A 25,106-nucleotide genomic window follows, 5' to 3' on the forward strand; every position below is an offset into this window, starting at 1 on the left:
ATTAAATTAATGATTAATTGTTAGTTGCTAGAGTATTACCTTCAGCAGTGGTGTTTTGATTGGTTGCGATCGAGTAAAGAAGCAGTAAAGGTAGAATACCCAGAACAAAACCTAACAATACAGGAATATAAAACCCTGCTGCCAAACTTAAGACGGCAGCAAAAACAAAGTTAGCAAGATAGATTATCAAGGGAAGTTTAAGATCGTTTCTAGCAATGATCAAAGGTTTTGCTCTCCACAGCAAAGTAGCTACCGTCATAAACATAATTCCTGTACCCATCCAGCCAAGAAAATTTTGATAAGGCATCCCGAAAAATGCCCCAGGCTGATCCCAAACCCAAAAAGGTACGGGTGCTTGACTCATAGCTGGATCGAGGACAAAATCCCATGAAGTCAGGCATAGTGAACCACAAACAATCGCCCCTAGTTCAGATAACCAGTTGCTAACCTCTAGCCTTTTCAATCCAGCCAAGGCAATGATGTAAGCACTAAAGCCGAGATAAAACCAGGATAAAGGAATAGTAAACGGTACTAATCCAGCAATTTTATAACCTAGTCCACTTAAATAACGATATTCGCCAAAGGGAAACCCTGTACTTGTACCCAATAATTCACTGCCAAGGGATAAAGCGATCGCTGGGATCATAAAGCTTAACCAATGCCAGACTCCCAATGTGCGATAAGCATACAAAGCAACCGCAGCAGTTGCCAACAGCATATAAACCACTCCGCCACCAGCCATTGACCAACCAAAGATCTTCGAACCCCAGGCAAATTCAGCCAGCTTTGCCTGAAACTCGATATTAGGTAGCACCAGCGCAATTCCCGCCAAGCCAAACGCCATTGCTAAAACATGACCGATCAACAAATAATTCTCTGTTCTGGATGCTCGCTTCATAAATTAACTACTGTAAACACTTATTGTATAAAAATTAGACTCCTAGATCAGTTTACAAATATTCATCAAAAAATGTATAGTCAAATTAGAAATTAATTGTTAAATCAAGCTTAATTGTCAAAAAACCACTTAAAAACCAACATTACGGGAGCATAAATGATCGATCAATTATTTGCTGTTCGCTGGTTGCTCTTTTTAGAAAATAGTAGAGTAATGATAAGTATGGTTAACTTAAGATTATTAGGGATGATTAGTTGCCAAGAGTGACCAGAAAAAGGTAAAACAACTAAATCTTAGTAGGTATCATAAAATATAAGGAAATTTGATGTACCAAGGAAGTATAAGAGAGTTACATCAGCAGTTGGTAAGTAAAGAACGTTCGGCAGTAGAAATTGCCCAAGCCACTTTAAAACAGATCGAAGCAGTAGAACCAAAAGTTAAAGCGTTTCTAGCGGTAACTGCTAAATCAGCTTTAGCCAGCGCTCAAGCAGTAGACGACAAAATTGCAGCAGGGGAAAGTATCGGCATCTTAGAAGGTATTCCTGTGGGGATTAAGGACAATATGTGTACCAAGGGAATTAAAACCACCTGTGCCTCACAAATTTTGGCTAATTTTGTGCCTCCTTACGAATCTACCGTTACGCAAAAGTTAAAAGACGCAGGTACAGTAGTCGTGGGGAAAACCAACCTCGATGAATTTGCGATGGGGAGTTCTACGGAAAACTCTAGCTATCAAACTACAGCTAATCCTTGGGATTTAGAACGAGTACCAGGAGGATCTTCTGGTGGTTCAGCAGCAGCCGTCGCCGCAGGAGAATGTGTTGTTTCACTCGGTTCAGATACAGGGGGATCGATTCGTCAGCCAGCTTCTCTTTGTGGGGTTGTGGGTTTAAAGCCTACTTATGGTTTAGTGTCTCGTTTTGGCTTAGTAGCCTATGCTTCTTCCTTGGATCAGATTGGTCCTTTCTCTCGCACTGTCGAAGATTCAGCGATTTTATTAAAAGCGATCGCTGGACATGATCCTCAGGATTCTACTAGCCTTAAGGTAGATATTCCCGACTATACTCAATATCTCCACCCTAAACTCAAGCAAGGCCTAAAGATAGGCATCATCACCGAAACTTTTGGCTCGGGATTAGATTCTGTGGTAGCAGAAGCAGTACAAAAAGCGATCTCAAAACTAGCAGAACTTGGTGCAGAAGTTCAAGAAATTTCTTGTCCTCGTTTTCGTTATGGTTTGCCTGTCTACTACATGATTGCATCTTCTGAAGCCTCCGCTAACCTCGCTCGTTATGATGCGGTGAAATATGGAGTACGCGAAGAATCAGAGAACTTGCTAGAGATGTACACCAATACTCGTGCTGCGGGTTTTGGAGCCGAAGTTAAGCGTCGAATCATGTTGGGTACTTATGCTCTTTCGGCAGGATATTACGATGCTTATTATCTCAAGGCGCAAAAGGTGCGTACTCTAATCAAGCAAGACTTTGATAATGCATTTGCCGCAGTAGATGTTTTAGTCTGTCCTACTTCTCCTTCCACGGCATTTAAAGCAGGGGAAAAAACAGACGATCCTCTCTCCATGTATCTCTCTGATTTAATGACTATTCCCGTTAATCTAGCTGGTTTACCAGGAATCAGTATTCCCTGTGGCTTTGATTCTCAAGGTTTACCCATTGGGTTACAGCTAATTAGTAACCTGCTGCGGGAGGATGTGCTGTTTCACGTTGCTCATGCCTATGAACAGGCGACAGAATGGCACAAAAAACAACCTGAAATTTAACTGCGGGATGTCAATTGTGCTTAGATTAATTAGCTTTTCCTGTTTGAAATAACCGACCAATAATTTCTTCAATGGGAGGATCGCTGACGTTTAAATCTTGTACTTGTAACTCTGCTAGAATACGCGAAATGGTTACAGTTAACTTTTCTCTGGGTACGAGCAGGCGAACTTCTTGTCCTTGAATTGATTCCACCTCGCCAAAACTAGCTAATTCATCTCGTGATCGAGCCTGAGCCAACTCTACTCTAACTTGGCGATAGGGAGCAAAACGATCTAGCAAATCTTCTAATAAGCCATCGTAGATTAATTTTCCTTGATGAATGAGTAAAACGCGATCGCACAATGCGGTAATATCTGCCATGTAGTGACTAGTGAGCAAGATAGTCGCTCCATAGCGTTGATTATACTCTTGCAGAAACTCTCTAACGGCTACTTGGGCATTAACGTCTAAACCCAAAGTTGGCTCATCGAGAAACAATACTTGCGGGTGATGCAGCAACGCCGCTAATAATTCAGCCTTCATTCTTTCCCCCAGCGATAGCTTACGCACTGGCTGATGTAGCTTGTCTGACACATCTAACATTGCAGCTAATTCTCCCAAGCGCTGCTTGAAAATGCGATCGGGAATATTATAAACAGCAGCGTTGATTCTGAGGGAATCTAAAGCGGGCAAATCCCAGAGTAGCTGTTGCTTTTGCCCCATTACCAAGCTCATTTTGTTTAAAAACTGCGGTTGGCGACGAAAAGGAACATAATCGGCTACCCTAACTTCTCCTTGCGAGGGATGAATCAAACCCGTCAGCATTTTCAGAGTAGTTGTTTTCCCTGCACCATTTCCCCCTAAAAACCCGACTACTTCTCCTGGCTGAATTGTAAACGATACATTTTGCACCGCCTTAATTTCTCGATAGGTACGGCGAAAAAAGTGGGTTAAAGTGCCTTTTAATCCTGGCTGCTTAATTGCCACAGGATAGATTTTACTCAGGTTATCGACGACAATAATGGACACAATAAAGTTTTAATCCTGCACGTTAGATTGTAGTTTATTAACTTGCTTGTTCAGTACAAACATGAAATTCTTACTCACTCACCAGCGCTTTAGCGATCGCCTCAAAATGATTCACGATTAGAGATAGATGCCCTTCCTTTGGGTATTTCACAAGTTCAGCCATTGGTAGACTCGCCACAACTTGTTCTGCAAGTGCAATCGGGATATTCATATCCTGCTCACCGTGGAAGAACTTTAAAGGCATCTGAATCTCATCTACACGAAAATCCCACTCTTGCAAATAGAGGTGAACATCCCAAGCAGCACCTTTTACCCCCTGACGCATGGATTCAATCGATATCTGACGTAAAATCTTGATTCGATCTGATGCCTCCACCACAGCATAGTCCACTGGCGGAAACCATTTCTTGAGCTTTTTTGATAACTGTTCTGGACTCGCTTTGAAAGATTGTTTTCTGAGCTTTAGTATGAGCAAATTTAGTAAAGGAAATTTTCGTACAAGTATCCAAGTTAAGCGGGTGGCTGTTGGAAAATACGCAATTGCATCCGTTTTCCATGCACCAGAAGCAATTACAGCAGCATGAAGTCTTTCGGGAATCTTGGCAGCACAGGCTATGACATATCCACCTCCGCCAGAAACACCCAAGACGGAGAATTTATCCAAATCCAAAGCATCAGCGAGACAGACAAGATCTTTCACACAGTCACAGAAGCCGTAATCGGGTTTGAAGTCAGATTGCCCTATTCCTGGACGATCGGGAGCAATAAGACGTAAACCTAATCTGCTAATGGTGTCATCTCCCCATAGTAAGGGTTCTAAACGACAGGATGCACCACCATGAAAATACAGAACTGGATGTCCATCGAGCTTACCAAATTCCGCATAAGCTAACTGCCGATTGTCAGGTAAGGTGAGAAAATTAGTAATTTTCATAGCAGTTTTTTCAATCGGACATTGAGTCTAACATACCTTATTACCTCTGAACTAATGATCTTTACAGATGGCTGGATCGCTCCAACCGTATATCGTTTAAAAAAGTGTGATCGCACTTGATGATAGCGTAAGCTGATTTGAATTCGAGTAAGGCGATCGCCTATAGTTTCCTTAATCTATTACAGAGCGGACAAAGCAGCAATCTCCCAAATCATAGGAATAAAGTTTCGGACAATGGTTTGAGTCCACCTCCTTGTATCCAAGACGTTTCAAAAGGCGAATACTCCTTTGATTTATTGGATGTACAGTTGCCCACCATTCGGTTTTTGGTACAACAGCAGCGAGGTAATCGTGCCACCAGAGCATCGCCTCGAATGCTAATCCCTTTCCCCACCAGGCTTCACCTAATAAATATGCGACCTCTCCCCACTCTCCATATGCTGTCGCCTCAAGCCGACCAATCGCTTGGAAAGGAGGAATTTTTAACCGTATCGCCATGTTGAACCATCGCTCGGCAGGCGTTGCCAAAACCACAGGACCTTGAGAACGGGAGGCGTACTCTGCCCTCAACTCCTCTATAGTCGGTGGGTTTTCATTGGGATCGATAAAAGCGAGTACGGAGGGTGTGGTCAGAATAGAAAAAAGATCGTCGGCATGGGCTTCAGTGAGTAGCTCGAAATTTAGGTTTTTACTTTGCATTACCACTGTCTTTTTATCTTTATCATCCAGCATTGCCTTTAATTACAAGTAACCAAACGATGAAGCTCGCCATCAATACGATAGAAATCAAAACGTGAATTAGAGTGAAAAATTTCGTCGGCTGGTAAAAAATTTTCAGGCTGACGAGATAATAAATCCTTGCTTGTATCCTGTTGTTGGGAAATAGTTGCTAGCTGATTTAAACCCTGATTTAATTTAATATTATCAAATGCGATCGCTTCAGATTGATGACAATACTTGTTTAACGATGATTCTACCGCGACTAGGCGATCGTTACGTTTAATAGTTAAAATTGCCTCTTCAGGGTCAAGATTGGAAGGTTCAAGCCTGTCATTTTCTGGAAAAGGAAGAATTACGACGTAAGATACGTTGCCGTTTTTCGCTTGGAAACCGCGATTATGTTCCAAAGGAGTTGCGGTCATAAAAATTGAGCTATTATCGCTTTGTTTAGCTTCCCCTGAGTAGAAATAGATATCATCTTTTTGACAAATATTGACATAAAAGCTAGAGGTTTCAAAAGCATAAACTTCTTGATAATCGGTGCTAATTTGTTGACAACTACGCCAGTTAGAGTTAATCAAAAATTTGTAGTCAGCATCAGAAGTAGCCTCTGCATTGGCGATCGCTCCTAAATTAAATCCTATGATTATTCCTACTGCACTAACGCAGTTGATTTGAGGCTGAATACCTAATTGATTAATCATATGTCAATGAATAATTATTGCTGAAATTAAGCTCAGTAATTAAAATATTAAGTATCAAAATTTAACTTTAGGATAAATAGTTTTAACACATCTTAATTTTATCCTGACAAATTAGCAATACAACTTTTAAGTAAAATACTATAGAACATTACATTAGAGAAAAATAGTTGTTTTAAGTATTTTTAAAAAGTTTGTCGATCAATTATCCATTTTTCGTTCATTTACCAGGATTAAATCTACTCAAAGCAATTAGCTCACTGCTGATGGCTATGCGGTTAACCGTATTTTACTGGAATTGTTTGGTTATTCTAAAATAATAATAAAATCGAATAATTAATATCAATAGTTCTAGGAAACTAAATCGCCTAGTCAACAAAAATATAAGGGAAAAGCAAGTATCATGAGTTTTTTTGATTCTCAAGTAGTTCAAGAAGAAGCTAAGAAGCTGTTTGAAGATTATCAGTCTTTAATGCAGCTTGGGGGAGAATATGGCAAGTTCGACCGTGAAGGAAAAAAAATGTTTATTGAGCAGATGGAAGGGTTGATGGAACGCTATCGTATTTTTATGAAGCGTTTTGAACTGTCAGAAGATTTTATGGCGCAAATGACCGTACAGCAGCTAAAAACCCAGCTCAATCAATTTGGTATGACTCCTCAACAGATGTTCGATCAGATGGAAACTACTCTCAAACGCATGAAATCAGAGATTGAGCCATGATCTGCCAATGATTGGATTAGTCTGCAAGGGCTACTTCATCAGGACAAAAGCTCAGTTGTTGATGTGGTTTGGATCATTTCAAATTTGCTGATTATGGGCGCTCAAACTGTGAAGCAGCAGGGAAATATTTTACTGGTTCATTTTCTAAGGCTTTGAGCATAAAGCTACGCCAAACAGGAGCAGCAAAATCTCCTCCTGTAATACCTTTGCCCATGCTACTGTAGTCATCGTTGCCGATCCAAACGGCTGTCGCTAGTTGAGGTACATAGCCTACAAACCAAACATCTCGCTCTGAAGAGGTTGTGCCAGTTTTTCCTGCTGCGGGGCGACCAATATTAGCTTTAGGCCCCGTTCCTCCTGGTTGTATAACTCCTTGTAACATTGATGTTAAATTAGCTGTTGCCCAAGGGTCTAAGACTTGTTTGAGTTGAGGAGTGTTATCCAGCAAGACATTGCCTTTGCTGTCAGTAACTTTGAGAATTACAGTGGTGTCAGAAGACCAGCCATTGTTAGCCAAAGTGGCGAATGCTCCGGCCATTTCTAAAGGAGTAACGCCAATTGAACCCAAAGGCAAAGAGATAACTGGCTGCATCGGGCTTTTGATCCCCAAGAGACGGCAAATTTCAATAACCTTTTCTAACCCTACCGCTTTACCCAATTTTACCGCAGGAATATTACGAGATTGCTTAAGAGCAGTAGCTATAGACATTTGTCCAGCGAAGTCTTTGCTCCCACCGTAGTTTTGGGGTTTGTAAATTCCCCCAGGAATAGAGTAGGAGATGGGCGCATCATCAATGATCGTACTAGAACTAAACTTACCACTTGCTAAAGCAGCATAGTAGACAAAAGGCTTAAAAGAAGAACCTGGTTGTCTGCGAGCCTGCGCCGCACGATTAAACTGACTGGATTCATAATCGACTCCACCCACTAAAGCCTTGACAAAGTGAGTGCGCGGATCTACCGCTGCCAAAGCCATTTGATCGGCTCTTAAGCCCCAACCAAGCAGCATTTTATGGCTATCCCTAACAGATTCTTCTGCCATTTTTTGAAAGTCCATATCAACTGTAGTTTGGACTCTAATCCCACCAAGCAAAACTTTGTCTTTGCCAAAACGTTCTTCTAGTTCTTTAGTAACGGCTTCAGTAATAAAGGGGGATTTGCTTTTACGCCAAGCAGTAGGTTTGCCGATTAGTAAAGGAGCTTTGAGTGCTGCTGAGGCTTGTTCAGGGGTAATCCACTGGAGGGTTTCTAAGCGCCTTAATACAGTTGCCTGTCTTTGTTTGGTACTGCCATAATTAAGAAACGGGCTATATTGTTCGGGAGCTTGAATTAAACCAGCTAAGACCGAGGCTTCTGCTAAGTTTAGTTGATCGGCATCTTTGTTAAAATAGCTCCTGGAAGCAGTTTGAACACCGTAGTTGTTATGTCCCCAATAAATTGTATTGAGGTACATTTCTAAGATTTCTTCCTTAGAAAAAACCTGCTCAACTCGAATAGCTAAAACAGCTTCAGCTAGCTTGCGGCTGAAGGTACGCTCTTGGGTCAAAAATAAGTTTTTGACTAGCTGCATGGTCAAGGTAGAAGCTCCCTCAGATACGCCCCCTTCTTTGAAGTTAGCTAAGGCTGCACGTCCAATACTGTAAGGATTTAACCCTTGATGGCGATAAAAATTACTATCTTCGACCCCCACCACCGCCAATTTCAATTCAGGTGACATTTGGTCAAGGGTGGCAATTTCACGGTTGGCTTCACCATGAATACTCGTCATCAATCTACCTTTAATATCGTAGACGTAACTAGTCTCAGCAGGAACGTAATTGCGTAAAACTCTGACATCAGGTAAATTGCGGAAACTGAAGGCCAAACCAACCAGTCCTCCCGCAGCAACGGCACTGGTGACCATCGAAATGCCCAAAACTGTTCCTCCTGCTGCTTTTGCTACTCCTAGCAAAAAGGATTTAGCGATCGCCTGGGCTGGTTCTGGTTCTGGTTTTTTGAATATGGTTTCAGAAGACACGATAATTAATTTCCTCTAGAGATCGTTACAGGAAAACTGGGACAATTGTAAGTCAGCAGAGCTAAATATAAGGTATTAAAATTTAGTAATTTTTTTAATTTAGACATCTTACAATCTCAATTAAATCTTTCAACAGCCTAAACTGTGAGCTAAATCTTAGCTCACAACTCCTCGTAGGTGTAGCTGTGAAGCTAATTTTAATTTTGTGGAAAATCTCAACTCAACAATTTAGTGAAAATTATGTCAAAAGTTATGTTAAGCACTATCTAATTTTAGTTAACTGTTCCCGTCTTCCGCGGTCAAAAAAAAACCTCGGGTGACTAGCCGAGGAAGTTAATATTCAGGAGAAATCAATGTTGATGAAATTGAAGCAACTTTTATCTATCAAAATCAGTTTTAAATAAATTAAGAGATTTAGAACATCTCGTCATCGATCAAGTTACTGCTTATCGAGATAACAAGAAAACATTTGCTGTGATGATTAACTTCCGACATATAGACGGATTTTTAGTTAATTCATTCCAGCTTTCAAACAACACTTTTAAATTATCTAAATAAATGTAACAAAAAATTTACATAATCACAAGCTAAAGTCAGATTTGAACCGAGCAAGACACGCTAATAGGTAAACTACTATTTACTACTTGATCAACTATCTCAGGGGCTACCGATGATTATTGCCATTACCGCTTTGAAGGGAGGAGTGGGCAAAACCACTACCGCAGTTCATTTAGCTGCGTTTTTGCAAACTTTAGCCCCGACATTATTAATTGACGGAGATAAAAATCGTTCCGCTTTAGTTTGGTCGAGGGAAGACAAGCTCCCTTTTTACGTGGCATCTCAAGCAGGTGCGCCTGGATTGATCAAAAAGTTCACCCATATTGTAATTGATACCCAAGCAAGACCAGAACCAGAAGAATTGGAAGATTTGGCTGTGGGTAGCGATCTATTAATTTTACCAACAACGCCTAATCACCTGGATTTAGATACGACGGTTAAAGCGGTGGAGTTACTTAAAACCTTAAATGCCAATTATCGAGTTTTGCTAACTAAAGTTGATTCCCGTACCAAAAACCCCCAAAGCGCACGAGAATTTTTAACAGAAGCTCAATTACCGATGTTCAAGACCGAAATTCCCTTACTTGTAGCATTTCAGCGATCGCCTAGTCTTGGGGTGATCGTCAAAGATTACCCAGATCGCCGAGCAAAAACTGGCTGGTATCGCTATCAAGACATTGGTAAAGAGATCTTAGAAATTATTCCTCAAAAATAAATAAGAACTATCTACCCAGCGTTAGCGCTTAAAGTCATGCTCAATTTTTTTAATATTTAATTCTACTGGCGGTTGCTTTACCTGAGGGCTTTTGCCGTCAGAATTATGATTCTGGGAAATTACCGACTGCACCCCTTCGATAGTTGAAATCATGCTTCGAGGATCCATAAACATGACCTTACTGCTGTTGCTGTTGCCAATTTCTTTCCCCATTTCTAAATAATTTTGTGCCAGAAGAAACTGTAGGGCTTCATGAGCATGAGGATCGGTGTTAAGCTTTTCCATCACAATTTTCATGGCTTCGGCAGTGGCTTCTGCTTTGAGGATCTGTTCTTGGCGCTCACCCTGCGCCTTGAGAATAATTGCCTGCTGTTCGGCTTCCGCGTTTAAAATGGCTGCTTTTTTTGCTGCTTCTGCTTCTAATAACCTTGCCTGAGCATTTCCTTGAGCCGAGTTAATCGCCGAATCGCGATGTCCTTCAGAAGTCAAAATGTTGGCGCGTTTTTGCCTTTCCGCTGCCATCTGCAATTCCATTGAATCTTGGACGGCTTTAGAAGGCATAATATCGCGTAATTCGACCCTAGTTACTTTTACTCCCCAAGGATCTGTCGCAATATCTAACTCCCGTAAAAGAATTTCATTGATTTCGGTACGAGCCGTAAAAGTTTGATCTAATTCTAATTGACCCATCTCTGAGCGAATTTGAGTCAGCACCAGGTTGACCATCGCGTCCCGCAGGTTTTCTACCTTATAAAAAGCTTTATACATGTCCATAATACGCCAGTAAACCACCGCATCTACCGTAATGCTGACATTATCGCGAGTGATACAGGACTGTGCAGGAATATCTAGTACTTTTTCTTTAATGGTGTCTTTGTAAACAATTTTGTCGATGAAGGGAGTAACAAAGTTCAAACCTGGTTCTAATTTCTTTTTATAGCTTCCCAAACTTTCAACCAAATATTCCTCTTTTTCTTTGACAATTTTGACCGATCCGACCAAGGTGGAAGAACCTAATAATAATAAAACTAAGGTGAAAAACTGCCCCATAAGTAACTTCTCCTAAATATTAATTAAATATTACTTTAGTTGTAACTCTGCTTTAAAAATGCCCAATTGGATCAGTTTATTCTTGTTCGATTTGATCGATCATTCGGCTGGGTAAAACTATCAATGTATTGCCTTGTTTACGAAGGACATAAACAACCTCGTTAGGAGCAATATCGCTTGTTTCGTCAGCACATTTGGCTCGCCAAGAATTTCCTTCATAAATAACTCTTCCTACTGTACCTGCGAGAATACCGCTGATGGCGGTAGCTTCCGAGTCATCCCCTGTGCTGGAGATCTTGCGTTGGGGTGTAAATAAACGTCTTGAAAATACAATTAACCCCGCCGAAAATAGCAGCCATAGTCCGATTAAAAGAATATATTGTTGTGGCAAAAATAGAGATGCGATCGCCACCAACAAAGCCGCAATTCCCATCATAAAGCTGACAAAGGCGGTGGGAAAAATCAATTCCATCGAGCAAAGAATCCCTGCCGCCGTCACGATTACCCAAAAAAGAATCGGTTCTGCCATAAACAATTGCTTTTAATAGGGGAAGGATCACAATGCTCAATGCCCAATAGTTGTACCGACATTGAAGGATCTTCTTTAATTTTAACTGTATAATATCTTGAACTACGAATGATCCCAATCAGGTTTAACTGTCTTGCGGTGATTCAAATAGCGATCAATCGCCATAGCGGCAATACACCCATCCCCCGCAGCTACTACTGCCTGTTTATAAGGAGTGTTGCGAATATCACCGATCGCCCAAACTCCAGGAACACTAGTAGACATGGCATCGTCTACCTTGACACCACCATCGGCGTTATATTCCACTTGATCGCCCGCAAAATCGGTAATGGGCTTAGAACCGTTTTGATAGACAAAGACTCCTTCTACCTCTAAAGACAAAGGCTCACCAGCATCTTTTTGCTTAACCTTAACCCCTGTTACCCCTCCTTCATTACCTTCAATCGCTGCCAAACGCGAGCGTCGCCAATGTTTGACGTTGGACATACTAAGCAGATCCTCAGCATGAAAATCGTCTTTACCAGGATCTTTAAAGGTAATCCAATGCACCATAGAGGCAAACTTAGTCAAAAACTGTGCTTCTTCTACAGCTTCGGGATTTAAACCAACAACTGCCACTTCGCGATCGCGGTAAAATGCGCCATCACAGGTAGCACAGTAGCTCACCCCACGACCTAAAAATTCTGATTCTCCTTCGAAGGATGCTCCACTACGACCCATCGCCCCAGTCGCTAAGACTAAAGCTCTTCCAGTGAAAGTACCTTCTGGGGTATAGACCTTTTTCATCTCACCACTAACATCAATCCCAAAAACTTGAGCGCGCTTATAAGCAGTTCCGTACTCAACGGCTTGATTCCTCATGCTGTCTAGCAATGCTTCCCCACTCATTTCTCCCGAGACTCCAGGATAATTAGCAATTTTATGGGTAATAGCCAATGCTCCCACCGCAGGATTCTTATCTAGAATAACGGTTTTGAGATTGGCCCTTGATGTGTAGAGTGCGCAAGTGCAACCTGCTGGGCCTCCTCCGATGATAACAACATCAAATTCATATGTTTCCAAAATGCCAATCCCCAACTGCTTGTTAAAATAATAGATATATTTATTTAGGATACATCTGCTGCGGGTCTGGTTACAAATATTCCAGTTAAAATTGCGTAGTTTTGTGACAGGAGACAGCGACCTGTGATCAGACCGCAAGAATACTTTAGCCCAAACAGCTCCGCGAATTTAAGGGAGCTTTTCAATATTTCCGCCTTTAATCCAGCCTTCTTGATCGTTCCAGGGTAGTCTGACTCGCTGCCATTTCCCATCAACAGAATCTTCTAAAATAACAATCGTAGCTTTATTCTCAATTCCGCCAATCCTTTCGGCATCAGCGTCGGGTTCGGCTCTTAAACTTAAGCCTTCGGGCCACGTAACTACTGCGCGATAAGCATTAAGAGGTAGTTCAACCTCAGAATCCTTGTTTTTCTCCTCTGCTGTGGGTGTTGTTTGTGTCTCTGTCTCTAGTTCTGGATTATCGCTAGTTGTTGATTCTAACGGCTTACTCGGTTCTATCGGCTCTATATCGGCTTGATCTGATGGCGCTGTTTGCTCTGTCGCCGTTGAAAAGACTGGCTTTTTGGGTAACTTGGACATTTTTGTGTAGTAAGCAAAGATAATCACTCCCGATATACCCGCGATGATACTAATGCCCAGAACAAACCCCAAGATAAACTGGAAAGTAGCCGAGAAACGTTTGAGAAAAATAGATTTGGTCATCCCTTAATTAAGTTGACTCTGAATGCGATCGCTTAAATCATGATTTTTGGAAGCAAGACGAGCTTTTCCTGCTGCTACCCACTGTTGCAAAAATTCAATTTGCTCCTGAGCAGTTTTGGCTAAGGGAACGATTTGACTCGCCGCCTCTAGAATATCATCTGTGGTAAAGTCACGATTTTGACTAAAGCCTATGTGCATTGCCTCGATGATAGTTTGCTCAATCTCTGCCCCAGAAAAATCTGGTGTTTCATATGCTAACCGTTTGGCATCATAATTGCCTAGATTATGCGGACGTAATTTTACTAAATGAACCTTAAATATAGCTTCTCGTTCTACTTGATTGGGTAACCCGACAAAAAATATTTCATCAAACCTCCCTTTGCGCAACATTTCTGGGGGTAAAGTCTGAATATTATTAGCCGTGGCAACCACAAATACGGGAGTTTTTTTCTCGGCTAACCAGGTGATGAAAGTACCAAAAACACGGCTTGTAGTACCCGAATCTCCTTTCCCATCTATTCCCGCAAACCCTTTGTCTATTTCATCAATCCAGAGAATACAGGGAGCTAGGGCTTCAGCTAGCTCAATAGTTTGACGAGTCCGCGATTCAGATTCCCCTACCAAGCCTGCAAACAAACGTCCCACATCTAGGCGCAGCAGAGGTAGATGCCAGTGATGAGCGATCGCTTTTGCCGTTAGTGATTTTCCTGTTCCCTGGATGCCTACTAGTAATAGCCCTCTAGGATTGGGTAGACCATAGGCTCGTGCCTGTTCGCTAAATGCGCCACCACGGCGGAGCAGCCAACTTTTAAGGTTGTCTAAACCACCAATGTCAGAAATTTGTTCGGTGGCGGGATAGTAGTCTAAAATTTGTGTCTGACGTATGGACTGGCGTTTTTCTTCGAGGATTAGCTCGACATCTTCCTCTTCTAGTTTACCGTTAGTGGCGATCGCCCTAGTTAAAACTCTTCTAATTCTCTCTAAAGACAGTCCCTGGGCTGCTCTAACTAATTCATTTAGCAACTGTTCGGATAAATTTTGGTTAGTTGCCGAAATTAAACTTTGAATTTCAGTTTTGATTTCTGGTGCAGTTGGTAAAGCAAATTCAACAACAGTAATCACTTCTGATAATTCTTCGGGTATTTGCACCTGAGGCGCAATCATAATAATGTTTTTGGGCTGAGATTTTAAAATTCGTGCTAAATTGCGTAACTCACGAGAAACAGCAATATCTTCTAAGAAACGAGAAAAGTCTCGCAATATAAACACACCTCCCGCATTTTTTGGCATATTGGTAATAAATTCTAATGCCTGCAAGGGATTGCGTTTACCAAAACCAAGATTATTCGGATTTTCCTGATAGCCATTAACAAAATCCCAAATATAAATATTACGCTTGCCCAATTTTGCTGTAGCCTCGGCGATCGCTTTTTCGGCTCTTTCTTCTTCTCTAGTAGGCAGATAAATTATGGGGTAACAGGCGCGTAATAGGAGAGAAAACTCTTCGTTGAAATTCATTATCGGAGATTGTATTATTGCTTGCTGCTAAAAAATTGTCTTATTCTTAATAATATGCTTGATAGTTAGTTAGCTGTATCCAAGTTGATTAGTATTATTTATTAGTCGTAAGTTCTTAGCTATCAAAATCCTCTTCGCGTGATGTTTTAATGCCGAAAATAGATTATTTACGCATTAGTTTAATTGATAAGTGTAATTTTCGTTGCCAATACTGTATGCCAGAGGGAACGAAGTTTGATTATGTTCTCAATCATGAGCTACTAACTAATCAAGAGATTGTTACTTTAGTGCGCCAAGTATTTATTCCTCTGGGGTTTACTAAGTTTCGCCTCACAGGAGGAGAGCCTTTATTAAGACCAGGATTGGTAGATTTAGTTAAAGATATTGCCCAACTTCCTGAAACTGAAGACCTGGCTTTAACAACTAATGCCTTTTTGCTGAAAGATTTAGCCCAGCCTCTCTATAATGCTGGTTTGAGGCGGATAAATATCAGCTTGGACTCATTGAACCCAAAAACTTTCGATCGCATTACTGGTAATCACGGGCGCAGTCGCTGGCAACAAACTTGGGAAGGTATACAAACTGCACATCAGGTGGGCTTCAATCCGTTAAAACTCAATGTAGTGGTGATTCCTGGTTTAAACGATACCGAAGTATTGGACTTGGCCGAATTAAGTATTAAGCGTCAATGGCATGTCCGTTTTATTGAATTTATGCCTATCGGTAATCCTGAATTATTTGGTGACAAAGCCTGGATTGATTCGGCGGAATTACGCCACCAAATACGGCGAAAATGGGGTTTGATGGAATCAAATATTAAAGGCAATGGCCCTGCTGATGTGTTCCAAATTCCTGGCGCACAGGGAACTCTCGGCTTTATTTCGCAAATGTCAGAATGCTTTTGCGATCGCTGTAATCGAGTTCGATTATCAGCAGATGGTTGGCTACGTCCTTGCCTACTCAACGAAACTGGTCAAATCGATTTGAAAACTGCTCTCCGTAGTTCTGTGGATTTAGCAGAACTACAAACTCAAATTAGTCAGTTGTTGCTACTCAAGCCTGAAATTAACTTTAAAGAGCGGGACTCTGGTACAGATGGAAAGTACACTCGTACCATGTCCCAAATTGGCGGATAATTTAGAGCAGCACAACAACTACCACTATACTATTCTTGAATAATACTCAGCTACGAGTAGTTCATTTACTTGCAGGGCTACCCATTCACGTTCGATTAAACCATTTACCTTACCAGATAAAGCAGCTTTATCGAATTCTAGATGACTGGGTAAATTCGCTAAACCAGGATATTCCATATTGGTTTCAACTAGCTTACGAGAGCGATCGCGATCTCTAACCTTAATGACATCCCCAGCACGACACTGATAGCTAGCTACATCTACCACGCGATCGTTTACTGTGATGTGTCCGTGGTTAACTAACTGACGTGCTGCGGGAATAGTACCAGCCATTCCTAAACGGAAGATAGTATTATCCAGGCGCATTTCTAAAAACTCTAGCAGTATTTGCCCTGTCGAACCAGCTGCTTTACGAGCTTTACGAACATAACGGACTAATTGCTTTTCAGTAATTCCGTAGTTAAAGCGTAATTTTTGCTTTTCTTCCAAACGAATCGCATATTCAGAGCGTTTGCGACGGCTTTGACCATGTTGTCCAGGTGGATAAGCTTTACGAGCGCTCTTTCTAGTTAGCCCAGGTAAATCCCCTAAACGACGAACGATCCGCAGGCGCGGACCTGTATAGCGAGACATATATTATTTCCCCTCTAGTTTACAGTTAACCAAATATCTCCAAATATATAATTATACATGAGTTTAGAGATTTCAACGAGAAAAAGTGCCAAAGCCCAGGGCAAAGCATTTTAAAGTAAGCGAAAATTAGAAATTAAAACAAATTAAGCGCGATCGCATTCACCAAAAAGCCAGTAAATGTCTATCCAGCGTCAGACCATTAAACTGGTGATTTATGAAAAGATTTAACAAATGTATGGACAGAAAATATTTAAGGTGTATTAATGGGTGTCAAAAACAAACCACCAGGATCGCGATCGCGTTTAATTTCTAATATTCTATTCCTTGTTTCAGGACTATTTTTACTGACAAACCTTTTCTTTCCTCAACTGTATGGTAATCCCATTCCTCAAGAACCTTACAGTATGTTTATTGACAGAGTAGAAGATGGCAATGTCGCCAGAGCATCCGTCGGTCAAAATGAAATTATTTACGAACTCAAAGATGCTAACGCCGAGCAACCAAAAATATTTCGTACTAATCCAGTTTTAGATTTAGAACTACCTAAGCGTTTGGAAAACAATGGAGTCGAGTTCACCGCAGCATTGCCCAAAAGCAATTGGTTAGGTAGCATCCTCGGCTGGATTGTCCCACCATTAATCTTTGTCGCCATCTGGCAATTCTTCATTAGCCGCAGTGCAGGAGGAGCGCAAGGAGCATTATCTTTAACTAAGAGCCGAGCTAAGGTATATGTAGATGGTGATTCTACCAAAGTCAGTTTTGATGATGTGGCGGGAGTAGAAGAAGCTAAAGCAGAACTAACTGAAATAGTTGAATTTCTCAAAACCCCTGAACGCTATAAAGCGATCGGTGCGAGAATACCCAAAGGTGTATTATTAGTAGGTCCTCCTGGCACGGGAAAAACTTTGATGGCAAAAGCTGTGGCAGGAGAAGCAGGAGTATCTTTCTTTAGTATTTCTGGTTCAGAATTTGTAGAATTGTTTGTCGGTGCTGGTGCAGCCAGAGTTAGAGACTTATTTGAACAGGCAAAGCAAAAAGCACCCTGTATTATCTTTATTGATGAATTAGACGCTATTGGCAAAGCTCGTGGTGGTGGCAATGGCTTTGTGGGCGGAAATGACGAGCGAGAACAGACTTTAAACCAGTTACTAACAGAAATGGATGGTTTTGCTGCGGGGGATGCCACTGTAATTGTCTTGGCAGCTACCAATCGCCCCGAAACATTAGATCCTGCCCTACTACGCCCTGGTAGATTTGACCGTCAAGTATTAGTAGATCGCCCTGATCTTTCTGGTCGTCAAAAGATCCTAGAAATATATGCAGCTAAAGTTAAATTAGACGTAAAAGTAGATTTAAAACAGATTGCAACTCGCACCCCTGGATTTGCTGGTGCAGATTTAGCTAATTTAGTTAATGAAGCTGCTTTGCTGGCTGCCAGAAACAAAAGAGAAGCCGTTACCCAAGCAGACTTTAACGAAGCGATTGAAAGAGTCGTTGCTGGTTTAGAGAAGAAAAGTCGAGTCCTATCAGAAAAAGAAAAGAAAATCGTAGCTTATCACGAAGTGGGTCATGCTTTAGTCGGTGCGCTCATGCCTGGCGGGGGCAAGGTAGCGAAAATTTCTATCGTTCCTCGTGGTATGGCTGCTTTAGGCTATACTCTCCAGATGCCTACTGAAGACCGATTTTTAATGTCAGAATCGGAACTTAAAGATCAAATTGCCACTATGTTGGGGGGACGGGCAGCCGAGGAGGTAGTATTTAATAGCATTACCACAGGGGCATCAAACGACCTGCAACGGGCAACCGATCTGGCAGAAAGAATGGTCACAACTTACGGGATGAGTAAGGTTTTAGGGCCTCTAGCTTATGAAAAAGGAGGACAAAATAACTTCCTCGGTCAAGGTATGGGCAACCCCCGTCGTATGGTTAGCGATGAAACGGCAAAAGCGATTGACGAAGAGGTTAAAAGCATTGTTGAAAATGCACACCAACAGGCTGTGGATATTTTAGAGAAAAACCGCGATTTACTAGAACAAATTGCTCAAGAAATTCTAGAGGTAGAAGTAATTGAAGGCAGTAAACTTCAATCTTTACTCGACCAAGCAGAGTTACCACAGGGGCATACCGAACTAGAACAGAAAAGTGTAATTGTTTAATTTATAGTCATTTCAATCTGAAATTTGTAGCAAACATTTAAGCATTTTATCTAAGGATTAACAGTCAAAAAAGTGAGTTTGCTTGATCAAACTCACTTTTTAAAACGTTTTACAACTTTAATTTTTCAATTAGCTAGCTTTGACGAAGCTAACATCGCGCCCTTTAGTTTCCCAAAAAATGTTATGAATTTTGTGAACTGCATCCATCAGTTCATTAGCATGTTGACTACTCACTTCTACTTTACAAGCAGAACAAAGTTTAGCAGCTTTCCAGAAGGTATCATGAAGGTCAGGATATTTCTCCAGATGTACTGGCTTAAAGTAGTCTGTCCAAAGAATTAATAAATCTTCTTTAGTTTTTTGAGCTTGTTCTTCTTTTATGGCAATATAGCGACTCAAGGTGTTGTGATAAGCGATCATCGCTTCTTTGTCATCCTGAGAAGGAACTTCGAGATCCTTAATTTTTTTGGTCATGGAAACAACAGCTTCAGCTGTAATGCGTGCTGAAGATGGGTCATAGACACCGCAAGGGCCATCGCAATGTGCGTGAACTTCGGGTGCTGGAAGGAAATTTTTAATTTGGCAAATAACTTGTGTCAACATCATAATTTGTGGTGTTTAGTTTGTAAAATGTGCTTCTGCGAACGAATTTAATCAGAACGGCAATGACTTTAAACTATTGGGCAGCTTCTGTAAGTCCATAAACATAAACCCTGGGGATTATTTCTGCCTTATTGACCTTTAGCTTAGTTCGATTTAGGGGGTGTTTGCAAGATGCTTAATCTTAAACTTTTTCAATGTTGCTAATTTAAAGATGCAAATCAATAGATTAGCTAGAGCAATTCAATAGCTGCCTCGGAAAAGAGAGAAAGCTATTGAATTATTAATTTAATTGCTAGTACCTGCAACAGGATCAACCTTGTCAATTACGCTTAAAGTGCCGTCATCCCCAACTTTCCAAACGTCGTAGCTACCGACGACATCTCCGTTGGCATCAATATCAACATTACCACTTGCACCCTGAAAATTAATATCTTCGCCTTTACGCACCAACTCCATTGCTTGACAAACATTAGTAACTTCCGTCCCAGGAGCATTAGCAACTTCTAGAATTTTACTTTTAATGCCCTCCCCTGTATTAGCGTCGCTGGCTTCGGCTGCCAACATCAATAACGCTGCCGCATCCCAGTTATGAGGAACATAAGCAGTTAATTCTTTGCCTACTTTTTCATTCCAAAGAGCAGTAAACTCTTTGAGCGCAGGACCATTTGCCCCTGGTACAGTCCCTAATGCTCCTGCAATAATTGATTTGCCATCAGCGGTTTTACCGACCTGTTTAATAAAATCATCGGAGTAAACCCCATCGGTTAATAAAACAGTAACTCCATCGCTTAATCCTTGTTCAAAGGCAGATTTGAGCAAGACACTACCGGTTTCGGCATATAAAATCGCTGCTACCGCATCTGGTTTGCCACTAAAAACTCCTTTTGCTTCGCTATCGAGAGTTGCTGCTTTGGGGTCATAGCGTACAGGTTTACCAACAATGTTGCCTCCTTGATCTTTAAATGCTTTAACAAACTGTTCTTCAAACCCCACACCATAATCATTATTAATCGCCACAGTGGCAATATTTTTAAATTTCTGTTTTGTCGCCAATGCTGCTAGTGCTTGAGATTGATAGGTATCAGGTGGTGCAGTACGCGCCCAATAACCGCTAAATTCGCCTTTTTTTGCCCGTTCAGTAAATACTGGACTAGTGCTACCAGGGGACACCATCATCACCTTATTTCGTACCGCTACATCAACTGCTGCTCCTGAGACGCTACTGGCAAAAGACCCAACTACTCCTGCCACCTTGTCTACTTCGGCAAGTTTGGTCATAGCGCTACTACCTGCACTAGGATCTGTTTGATCGTCTTCTGAAATCAAACTAACTTGGGCCTCATTTACGCCACCGCATTCGTTGACTGTATCTACTGATAGTTGTACTGCTGCGGGCCAGTTTTGCCCAATAGAAGAAAGATCTCCCGTAGCAGGAGCTAGACTTCCTAATTTTAGACCGTTTCCTTCTTGAGTAGTTTTTTCACCTGGAGTGCCCTCTGTTCCGTTAGTAGTATTAGGATCTCCTTCTTGACAAGAAGTAAGCAATACTCCAGCACTCAAGGACATTAAAGCTAACATCAATATTGAGTTCGAGGTTGAGTTCGCGCGATCGCTTTTCCCAAAATTCCAGCTAAACTTTTTCATATTTAAATCTTCTCCAAGTTGCAGTCAAAGCTTAATAGCTTGGAATTGTACTCGAAAAATCAAATATGTTCAGCAAATATTTTGCTCTAACTAAGCAAAAGGCTAGATAAACCAGATTATATATAAGCTTGGCAAGTTTTTATTTAGTACGGAGAGGGGGGGATTCGAACCCCCGTTAGGTTTGACCCTAAAATAGTTTTCGAGACTACCGCATTCAACCGCTCTGCCACCTCTCCAATAGATTGCACGCGCGTGATGCCCCAGTAGGGCAACAGAGTCATTTTACTGAGGTTTGGTGCAAAATGGGTAACGATTATTAAAAATTATTGTCTTAGTTTGATATATTCAGATAAGCTGTCTGGCAAGCAAGCTATTCGGTTCTATAAACCTGTGTTGAAAATACAAGCTAGAACAAAGTAATGCAGTTAAGGTCTGGTCATGCCTCCAACTGTGCCTTGTACTTCAAGAGGACATGAATTAATAGTCGAAAGCGTTTATTTTAAACGGAGAGGGAGGGATTCGAACCCTCGAACAAGTCACCCCGTTACAGCATTTCCAATGCTGCGCCTTCGACCACTCGGCCACCTCTCCAGATGACTCACGAATTATAATTATACATGCATAGTTGTTACTGTCAAAATTTTTGCACTTCTTTTTTGCTGTAGACTACGAGTTAAGCATTTAAAAAAACTTATAAATTATTCAATCATTAAATATTTTTTACTTAAATGACTAAAACTCACATCGTTAAAATTTTTGATCGCACTATCGGAAAACAATATATTGTCGAAGTTCCCGAAGATCAATATATTTTACAAACTGCTGAACAGCAAGACGCTAATCTACCTTTTCTCTGCCGCAATGGTGCTTGTACTAGCTGTGCTGTCAAGATTATCTCTGGAGAGCTAGCTCAACCAGAAGCCATGGGTTTATCTCCCAAGCTCAAAGAGCGGGGTTATGCTTTACTTTGCGTTAGTTATCCTCGTTCTGATTTAGAGGTGGAAACTCAAGCTGAAGACGAAGTATATCAAATGCAGTTTGGGCGATATTTTGCCAGGGGGAGAGTTAGATTCGGTCTACCTTTAGACGAAGATTAATTTGCTCTAGTCTTTTTAACCCTGGAAAAACATCCAGTTTTAATTTTTTGATAGGTTGCGGGGTGGAATCTCTTTGCCCAAATAAAATTTTGGTTCGATCTGGTTGAGCTGCCACCAAATTAAGCTAAACACAAGCAATGTGCCAGACAAGCTTACTGCGATCAAATTACTAGGTAAGCTGATAAATAAGGATAGCAAAGGCATAATTACCCAGGTTAAGATGGGGATAGCGATCGCAATTTGTTTGATTTGTTTAATTATTCCCAAAGCCTGACTACAGCTACGACAGTTTTTGGTGTGGGAATGATAGCGATCTAGCAGTTGCTCTTGAGATAATGCGGAGGGCAGATCTTGGTGAGAAAAAGGATCGGCGTGATACAGATTAACCCACTGCCGTAATTCTGAGACATATAGATCTGCTTTGGTCGGCAAGTAAAAGGCTTTACTATAGTTATTGCTACCTCCCAAGGCTGCCAGATAACGCTCTTGATGATGCAAAAAAATCTGATCATCTTCCAGTACGCTATTTTGATTGAGGTGCGAATACCAGGTTGGGGTAAGTTTAATCAAAAAGCGAGGCAGAGGGGCAGAAAACTTAAAAGGAAAGCGAGCAAACAAACGACATTTTCCTTTGCTGATCGGTGTAGCATAAACCACGGTTAAAGTGCGACCAAATTGCTGCGAGGTCAGATCGTGCCAGATTAGACAGGGAGCGGTAAAGGTTGTATATTGCGTCCCTAGTTTACCTTTACGAGGTCCTTCTATCCAAATACCTTTAAATCCCTGTTTGCCTGACTCTGTGATTTCTAACTCGACAGGAGCAACATTAGAGCGATTACCGACGGTTTTATGATGAGTATAGGGGATATGGCTAGCATCAATGACGTTTTCTAAGAGAGTAAGAGCATCATAGGGAAGATCGCGAAAGATATTTAAGCAAACCCAAGCATCAGGATCTTCTGCCATCGGTTTAATAATTGGTACAGGAGTTGTAGCTGCGTTTTCCTGAATACCAGGGTAAACAAATAATAGTCCTTGGGCGATCGCTGTAGGATAAGATTTAACACAGGCTCTTATAGATTCATGAGCCGAACCTCCTGGTTGCTGTTGCGGAATCACTTGACACTCGCCATTACCTGAGAATGCCCAGCCATGATATGGACATTCTAACCAACCAGCTTCGTTTACTCTTCCTTCGCTCAAGGATGCCAAACGATGGGGACATTGATCTATAAATACCTGCCAAGTATCGCCAGACTTATCCCACCAAATTACTAAATTTATATCTAGTAGGGTAAATCTGGCTAATTTAGTTTTGTCTAAGTCATCTACAAAGTAGATAGGATACCAGGCTTCTAATGGATCAAAAACAGTGGGGTCACTACCCCCAGGTAAGATTGCTGTGTTGGAATTGTTGGTGGTGATGGTCATATCCTGTATCTGGACAACTATCTAGCTTTGTAAATTATTGTTACACAAGTCTTTTTATATAGTTTTTTAATGTGCAGTAACCGCTTAAAGCTGCATCAATTCTTGTTTTAAGCGATAAATAATTGTCTTGGGTTCTACTTGAGATAAAATTTGCTTAATTAAGGTAGAAGCTCCCATTTCTCCCCAAGTGCAGCCCTGTTCGAGATATACCTGCGCTACTCGACCAATAACAAATGTTCCGTACCCAGCGATCGCACCCTGGACGCTAGCAGTACCCAAATAGGCAGTAATAGCTCCAGTACTATCAAAACCACTGCTTAAAATTGCACCACTTTTACCAACGCTTAAAAAGAAGCTGCTACCAACTTCTCCTAGTAATAAGCCACCTGTACTAGCTAAAATTCGCCTCAGTAAGTTTCCTGCCTCAAAGGTAGTGATGGGTAAACCATAGAGTTTAGATAATGATCTAATTAAAGCAAGATCGGCAATTAAACCCCCAAGTAAATCAGCAAAGATAATTGGGTTGACAGCAACGGCGATCGCTTTATAGCGGGCATATTTGGCAATAATTTCTTGAGCTTCTGACTGCCGTAGTTCAATGGTTTTGCGGGCAATATTAACTTGAGCATCCCTTGCTTGGACTAAAGCATTCAGCGCCAGCAACGATTTTCCTTCCTGCTGGAGAATTTGCACTAAAGCATTTTTGAGAGATTCAATCTCAGGTTCGGGATATTCCCAGCTATTTTCAACAGTGCCGTCTGCCGATTCAATTCTCACCTGAATCGGTTGAGGTTTGGCTGCAACGGTGACAATTTCGTGAGGGGCAATAATATCTTCCAGGCTACTGCCACTATGAGCCACATTAAACTTTTGTAACTGTCGATAAATCTTTTGGCGATCTTGATCGGGATAAAGATCGCTTTTATTAAAAACCAAAATTAATGGCTTCTGGGTATCTCTCAACTCGCATAGAGCCTGATACTCAGTCCGCGTGATATCTCCTGCCACCACAAATAAAATCAGGTCGGATTTTTGGGCAATTGACCGCGCCATCACTGCCCTTGATTCTCCCGTAACCTCATCCAAACCAGGAGTATCAATCAATTCAACATCTAGTCCTGATTCTACTGACGGATTCCAGCGCAAAATAGTCAGAGATTGAGTCACACCATGGACAGCTCCAGTGGCTACCACTTCCTCTCCCAATAGAGCATTAATGAGGGATGATTTACCACAGCTAACCAAACCAAAGGTGCTGATGCGAATTGCTTTACGGTCTAATCTTGCCAAAGCATTTTGCAGAGACTGCAAATCAGTTTTGACTGTTGCTTGAAGGCGATCGCTAGGGGGAGAATTGCCATGACGACGAAAACTAGAATACCAAGAAATAGCCTGCTGTAGGCTAGCATGAGCCTGATTTAATTGAGCTGACTGTAACGATGTTTGCTGACCCACAGTAACTTATTGATTCTCCTAATCTACTGACTATAAT

Annotated in this window: 22 protein-coding genes and 2 tRNA genes; 6 read left to right on the plus strand and 18 right to left on the minus strand. The window is 41.4% G+C overall.

The genetic code is table 11. From position 1 onward, the window contains the following. Positions 1-13: 13 nt before the first annotated feature. Positions 14-898 (minus strand): gamma-carotene 1'-hydroxylase CruF, encoded by an 885-nt coding sequence (gene cruF / locus C7B62_RS00700; protein ID WP_106232684.1) that lies wholly within the window; start codon positions 896-898, stop codon positions 14-16. Between the two features lie 325 nt (positions 899-1,223). On the opposite strand from cruF, the gene gatA reads away from it, so the two are divergent. Continuing rightward, positions 1,224-2,678: an Asp-tRNA(Asn)/Glu-tRNA(Gln) amidotransferase subunit GatA gene (gene gatA / locus C7B62_RS00705; protein ID WP_106232685.1), complete on the plus strand. Its 1,455-nt coding sequence runs from the start codon at positions 1,224-1,226 to the stop codon at positions 2,676-2,678. A 25-nt stretch (positions 2,679-2,703) separates the two neighbouring features. Here gatA and C7B62_RS00710 read toward each other — a convergent pair whose 3' ends face one another. The 4 genes from C7B62_RS00710 to C7B62_RS00725 all read right to left on the minus strand — a co-directional run bounded on the left by C7B62_RS00710 (position 2,704) and on the right by C7B62_RS00725 (position 6,045). Beyond that, positions 2,704-3,687, minus strand: coding sequence for an ATP-binding cassette domain-containing protein (locus tag C7B62_RS00710; protein ID WP_106232686.1), 984 nt, complete (start codon positions 3,685-3,687; stop codon positions 2,704-2,706). Between the two features lie 70 nt (positions 3,688-3,757). Next, entirely contained in the window at positions 3,758-4,621 is an 864-nt protein-coding gene (locus C7B62_RS00715) for an alpha/beta fold hydrolase (RefSeq protein ID WP_106232687.1), read from the minus strand. Positions 4,622-4,792: 171 nt separating this feature from the next. Beyond that, positions 4,793-5,353: a GNAT family N-acetyltransferase gene (locus tag C7B62_RS00720; RefSeq protein ID WP_106232688.1), complete on the minus strand. Its 561-nt coding sequence runs from the start codon at positions 5,351-5,353 to the stop codon at positions 4,793-4,795. A 5-nt stretch (positions 5,354-5,358) separates the two neighbouring features. Beyond that, positions 5,359-6,045, minus strand: coding sequence for a hypothetical protein (locus C7B62_RS00725; RefSeq protein WP_106232689.1), 687 nt, complete (start codon positions 6,043-6,045; stop codon positions 5,359-5,361). Positions 6,046-6,445: 400 nt separating this feature from the next. On the opposite strand from C7B62_RS00725, the gene C7B62_RS00730 reads away from it, so the two are divergent. Then, complete coding sequence (locus tag C7B62_RS00730; protein ID WP_106232690.1) at positions 6,446-6,763, plus strand: DUF1825 family protein; 318 nt, start codon at positions 6,446-6,448, stop codon at positions 6,761-6,763. 91 nt (positions 6,764-6,854) lie between these two features. Here C7B62_RS00730 and C7B62_RS00735 read toward each other — a convergent pair whose 3' ends face one another. Continuing rightward, a complete protein-coding gene (locus tag C7B62_RS00735) occupies positions 6,855-8,780 on the minus strand; it encodes a transglycosylase domain-containing protein (RefSeq protein ID WP_106232691.1) in 1,926 nt (641 codons plus the stop codon). A gap of 670 nt (positions 8,781-9,450) precedes the next feature. Here C7B62_RS00735 and C7B62_RS00740 point away from each other — a divergent pair. After that, entirely contained in the window at positions 9,451-10,053 is a 603-nt protein-coding gene (locus C7B62_RS00740) for a ParA family protein (protein WP_106232692.1), read from the plus strand. 21 nt (positions 10,054-10,074) lie between these two features. On the opposite strand, the gene C7B62_RS00745 is transcribed toward C7B62_RS00740, so the two are convergent. The 5 genes from C7B62_RS00745 to C7B62_RS00765 all read right to left on the minus strand — a co-directional run bounded on the left by C7B62_RS00745 (position 10,075) and on the right by C7B62_RS00765 (position 14,914). Further along, positions 10,075-11,103, minus strand: coding sequence for an SPFH domain-containing protein (locus tag C7B62_RS00745; protein ID WP_106232693.1), 1,029 nt, complete (start codon positions 11,101-11,103; stop codon positions 10,075-10,077). 76 nt (positions 11,104-11,179) lie between these two features. After that, positions 11,180-11,632 carry an NfeD family protein gene (locus C7B62_RS00750; RefSeq protein ID WP_106232694.1) on the minus strand — a complete coding sequence of 151 codons (453 nt, stop codon included), beginning with the start codon at positions 11,630-11,632 and terminating at the stop codon, positions 11,180-11,182. Positions 11,633-11,734: 102 nt separating this feature from the next. Next, positions 11,735-12,694, minus strand: coding sequence for an NAD(P)/FAD-dependent oxidoreductase (locus tag C7B62_RS00755; protein ID WP_106232790.1), 960 nt, complete (start codon positions 12,692-12,694; stop codon positions 11,735-11,737). Between the two features lie 168 nt (positions 12,695-12,862). Further along, complete coding sequence (locus tag C7B62_RS00760; protein ID WP_106232695.1) at positions 12,863-13,396, minus strand: SH3 domain-containing protein; 534 nt, start codon at positions 13,394-13,396, stop codon at positions 12,863-12,865. Between the two features lie 3 nt (positions 13,397-13,399). Then, positions 13,400-14,914 (minus strand): AAA family ATPase, encoded by a 1,515-nt coding sequence (locus C7B62_RS00765; RefSeq protein WP_106232696.1) that lies wholly within the window; start codon positions 14,912-14,914, stop codon positions 13,400-13,402. Between the two features lie 149 nt (positions 14,915-15,063). Here C7B62_RS00765 and moaA point away from each other — a divergent pair, with 149 nt between their 5' ends. Then, a complete protein-coding gene (moaA, locus tag C7B62_RS00770; protein ID WP_106232697.1) occupies positions 15,064-16,050 on the plus strand; it encodes a GTP 3',8-cyclase MoaA in 987 nt (328 codons plus the stop codon). 24 nt (positions 16,051-16,074) lie between these two features. Here moaA and rpsD read toward each other — a convergent pair whose 3' ends face one another. Further along, positions 16,075-16,683: a 30S ribosomal protein S4 gene (rpsD, locus tag C7B62_RS00775; RefSeq protein ID WP_106232698.1), complete on the minus strand. Its 609-nt coding sequence runs from the start codon at positions 16,681-16,683 to the stop codon at positions 16,075-16,077. A 263-nt stretch (positions 16,684-16,946) separates the two neighbouring features. Between rpsD and ftsH4 the strand changes: the two genes are divergently transcribed. Further along, positions 16,947-18,839 (plus strand): ATP-dependent zinc metalloprotease FtsH, encoded by a 1,893-nt coding sequence (gene ftsH4 / locus C7B62_RS00780; protein ID WP_106232699.1) that lies wholly within the window; start codon positions 16,947-16,949, stop codon positions 18,837-18,839. Positions 18,840-18,968: 129 nt separating this feature from the next. Here the strand turns inward: ftsH4 and sodN are convergent, their stop codons facing one another. From sodN to C7B62_RS00800, 4 genes are all read right to left on the minus strand, one after another. Continuing rightward, positions 18,969-19,442 (minus strand): superoxide dismutase, Ni, encoded by a 474-nt coding sequence (gene sodN / locus C7B62_RS00785; RefSeq protein ID WP_106232700.1) that lies wholly within the window; start codon positions 19,440-19,442, stop codon positions 18,969-18,971. A 285-nt stretch (positions 19,443-19,727) separates the two neighbouring features. After that, positions 19,728-21,086 (minus strand): ABC transporter substrate-binding protein, encoded by a 1,359-nt coding sequence (locus C7B62_RS00790; protein WP_199194010.1) that lies wholly within the window; start codon positions 21,084-21,086, stop codon positions 19,728-19,730. Between the two features lie 149 nt (positions 21,087-21,235). Next, positions 21,236-21,322: transfer RNA gene (locus tag C7B62_RS00795), tRNA-Ser, on the minus strand. 268 nt (positions 21,323-21,590) lie between these two features. Next, a tRNA-Ser gene (locus tag C7B62_RS00800) sits at positions 21,591-21,677 on the minus strand. 137 nt (positions 21,678-21,814) lie between these two features. Here C7B62_RS00800 and C7B62_RS00805 point away from each other — a divergent pair. Further along, the gene (locus C7B62_RS00805) at positions 21,815-22,183 is read left to right on the plus strand and encodes a 2Fe-2S iron-sulfur cluster-binding protein (RefSeq protein WP_106232701.1); all 369 of its coding nucleotides are present in this window, start codon (positions 21,815-21,817) and stop codon (positions 22,181-22,183) included. A 39-nt stretch (positions 22,184-22,222) separates the two neighbouring features. Here C7B62_RS00805 and C7B62_RS00810 read toward each other — a convergent pair whose 3' ends face one another. Continuing rightward, on the minus strand, positions 22,223-23,614 hold the full coding sequence (locus tag C7B62_RS00810) for a Rieske 2Fe-2S domain-containing protein (protein WP_106232702.1): 1,392 nt from the start codon (positions 23,612-23,614) through the stop codon (positions 22,223-22,225). Positions 23,615-23,698: 84 nt separating this feature from the next. Beyond that, the gene (locus tag C7B62_RS00815) at positions 23,699-25,069 is read right to left on the minus strand and encodes a GTP-binding protein (RefSeq protein ID WP_106232703.1); all 1,371 of its coding nucleotides are present in this window, start codon (positions 25,067-25,069) and stop codon (positions 23,699-23,701) included. Positions 25,070-25,106 lie beyond the last annotated feature (37 nt).

It is taken from the genome of Pleurocapsa sp. CCALA 161 (assembly GCF_003003995.1).
GTDB lineage: Bacteria > Cyanobacteriota > Cyanobacteriia > Cyanobacteriales > Xenococcaceae > Waterburya.

What these genes read in the sequence shown, in the direction of transcription:
- sodN (WP_106232700.1), bottom strand. Translation starts at nt 19,442, where the DNA reads ATGTTGACACAAGTTATTTGCCAAATTAAAAATTTCCTTCCAGCACCC.
- cruF (WP_106232684.1), bottom strand. Translation starts at nt 898, where the DNA reads ATGAAGCGAGCATCCAGAACAGAGAATTATTTGTTGATCGGTCATGTT.
- C7B62_RS00810 (WP_106232702.1), bottom strand. Translation starts at nt 23,614, where the DNA reads ATGACCATCACCACCAACAATTCCAACACAGCAATCTTACCTGGGGGT.
- C7B62_RS00750 (WP_106232694.1), bottom strand. Translation starts at nt 11,632, where the DNA reads ATGGCAGAACCGATTCTTTTTTGGGTAATCGTGACGGCGGCAGGGATT.
- C7B62_RS00745 (WP_106232693.1), bottom strand. Translation starts at nt 11,103, where the DNA reads ATGGGGCAGTTTTTCACCTTAGTTTTATTATTATTAGGTTCTTCCACC.
- ftsH4 (WP_106232699.1), top strand. Translation starts at nt 16,947, where the DNA reads ATGGGTGTCAAAAACAAACCACCAGGATCGCGATCGCGTTTAATTTCT.
- C7B62_RS00720 (WP_106232688.1), bottom strand. Translation starts at nt 5,353, where the DNA reads ATGCTGGATGATAAAGATAAAAAGACAGTGGTAATGCAAAGTAAAAAC.
- rpsD (WP_106232698.1), bottom strand. Translation starts at nt 16,683, where the DNA reads ATGTCTCGCTATACAGGTCCGCGCCTGCGGATCGTTCGTCGTTTAGGG.
- C7B62_RS00740 (WP_106232692.1), top strand. Translation starts at nt 9,451, where the DNA reads ATGATTATTGCCATTACCGCTTTGAAGGGAGGAGTGGGCAAAACCACT.
- C7B62_RS00765 (WP_106232696.1), bottom strand. Translation starts at nt 14,914, where the DNA reads ATGAATTTCAACGAAGAGTTTTCTCTCCTATTACGCGCCTGTTACCCC.
- C7B62_RS00725 (WP_106232689.1), bottom strand. Translation starts at nt 6,045, where the DNA reads ATGATTAATCAATTAGGTATTCAGCCTCAAATCAACTGCGTTAGTGCA.
- C7B62_RS00790 (WP_199194010.1), bottom strand. Translation starts at nt 21,086, where the DNA reads ATGAAAAAGTTTAGCTGGAATTTTGGGAAAAGCGATCGCGCGAACTCA.
- C7B62_RS00760 (WP_106232695.1), bottom strand. Translation starts at nt 13,396, where the DNA reads ATGACCAAATCTATTTTTCTCAAACGTTTCTCGGCTACTTTCCAGTTT.
- C7B62_RS00715 (WP_106232687.1), bottom strand. Translation starts at nt 4,621, where the DNA reads ATGAAAATTACTAATTTTCTCACCTTACCTGACAATCGGCAGTTAGCT.
- moaA (WP_106232697.1), top strand. Translation starts at nt 15,064, where the DNA reads ATGCCGAAAATAGATTATTTACGCATTAGTTTAATTGATAAGTGTAAT.
- C7B62_RS00805 (WP_106232701.1), top strand. Translation starts at nt 21,815, where the DNA reads ATGACTAAAACTCACATCGTTAAAATTTTTGATCGCACTATCGGAAAA.
- gatA (WP_106232685.1), top strand. Translation starts at nt 1,224, where the DNA reads ATGTACCAAGGAAGTATAAGAGAGTTACATCAGCAGTTGGTAAGTAAA.
- C7B62_RS00730 (WP_106232690.1), top strand. Translation starts at nt 6,446, where the DNA reads ATGAGTTTTTTTGATTCTCAAGTAGTTCAAGAAGAAGCTAAGAAGCTG.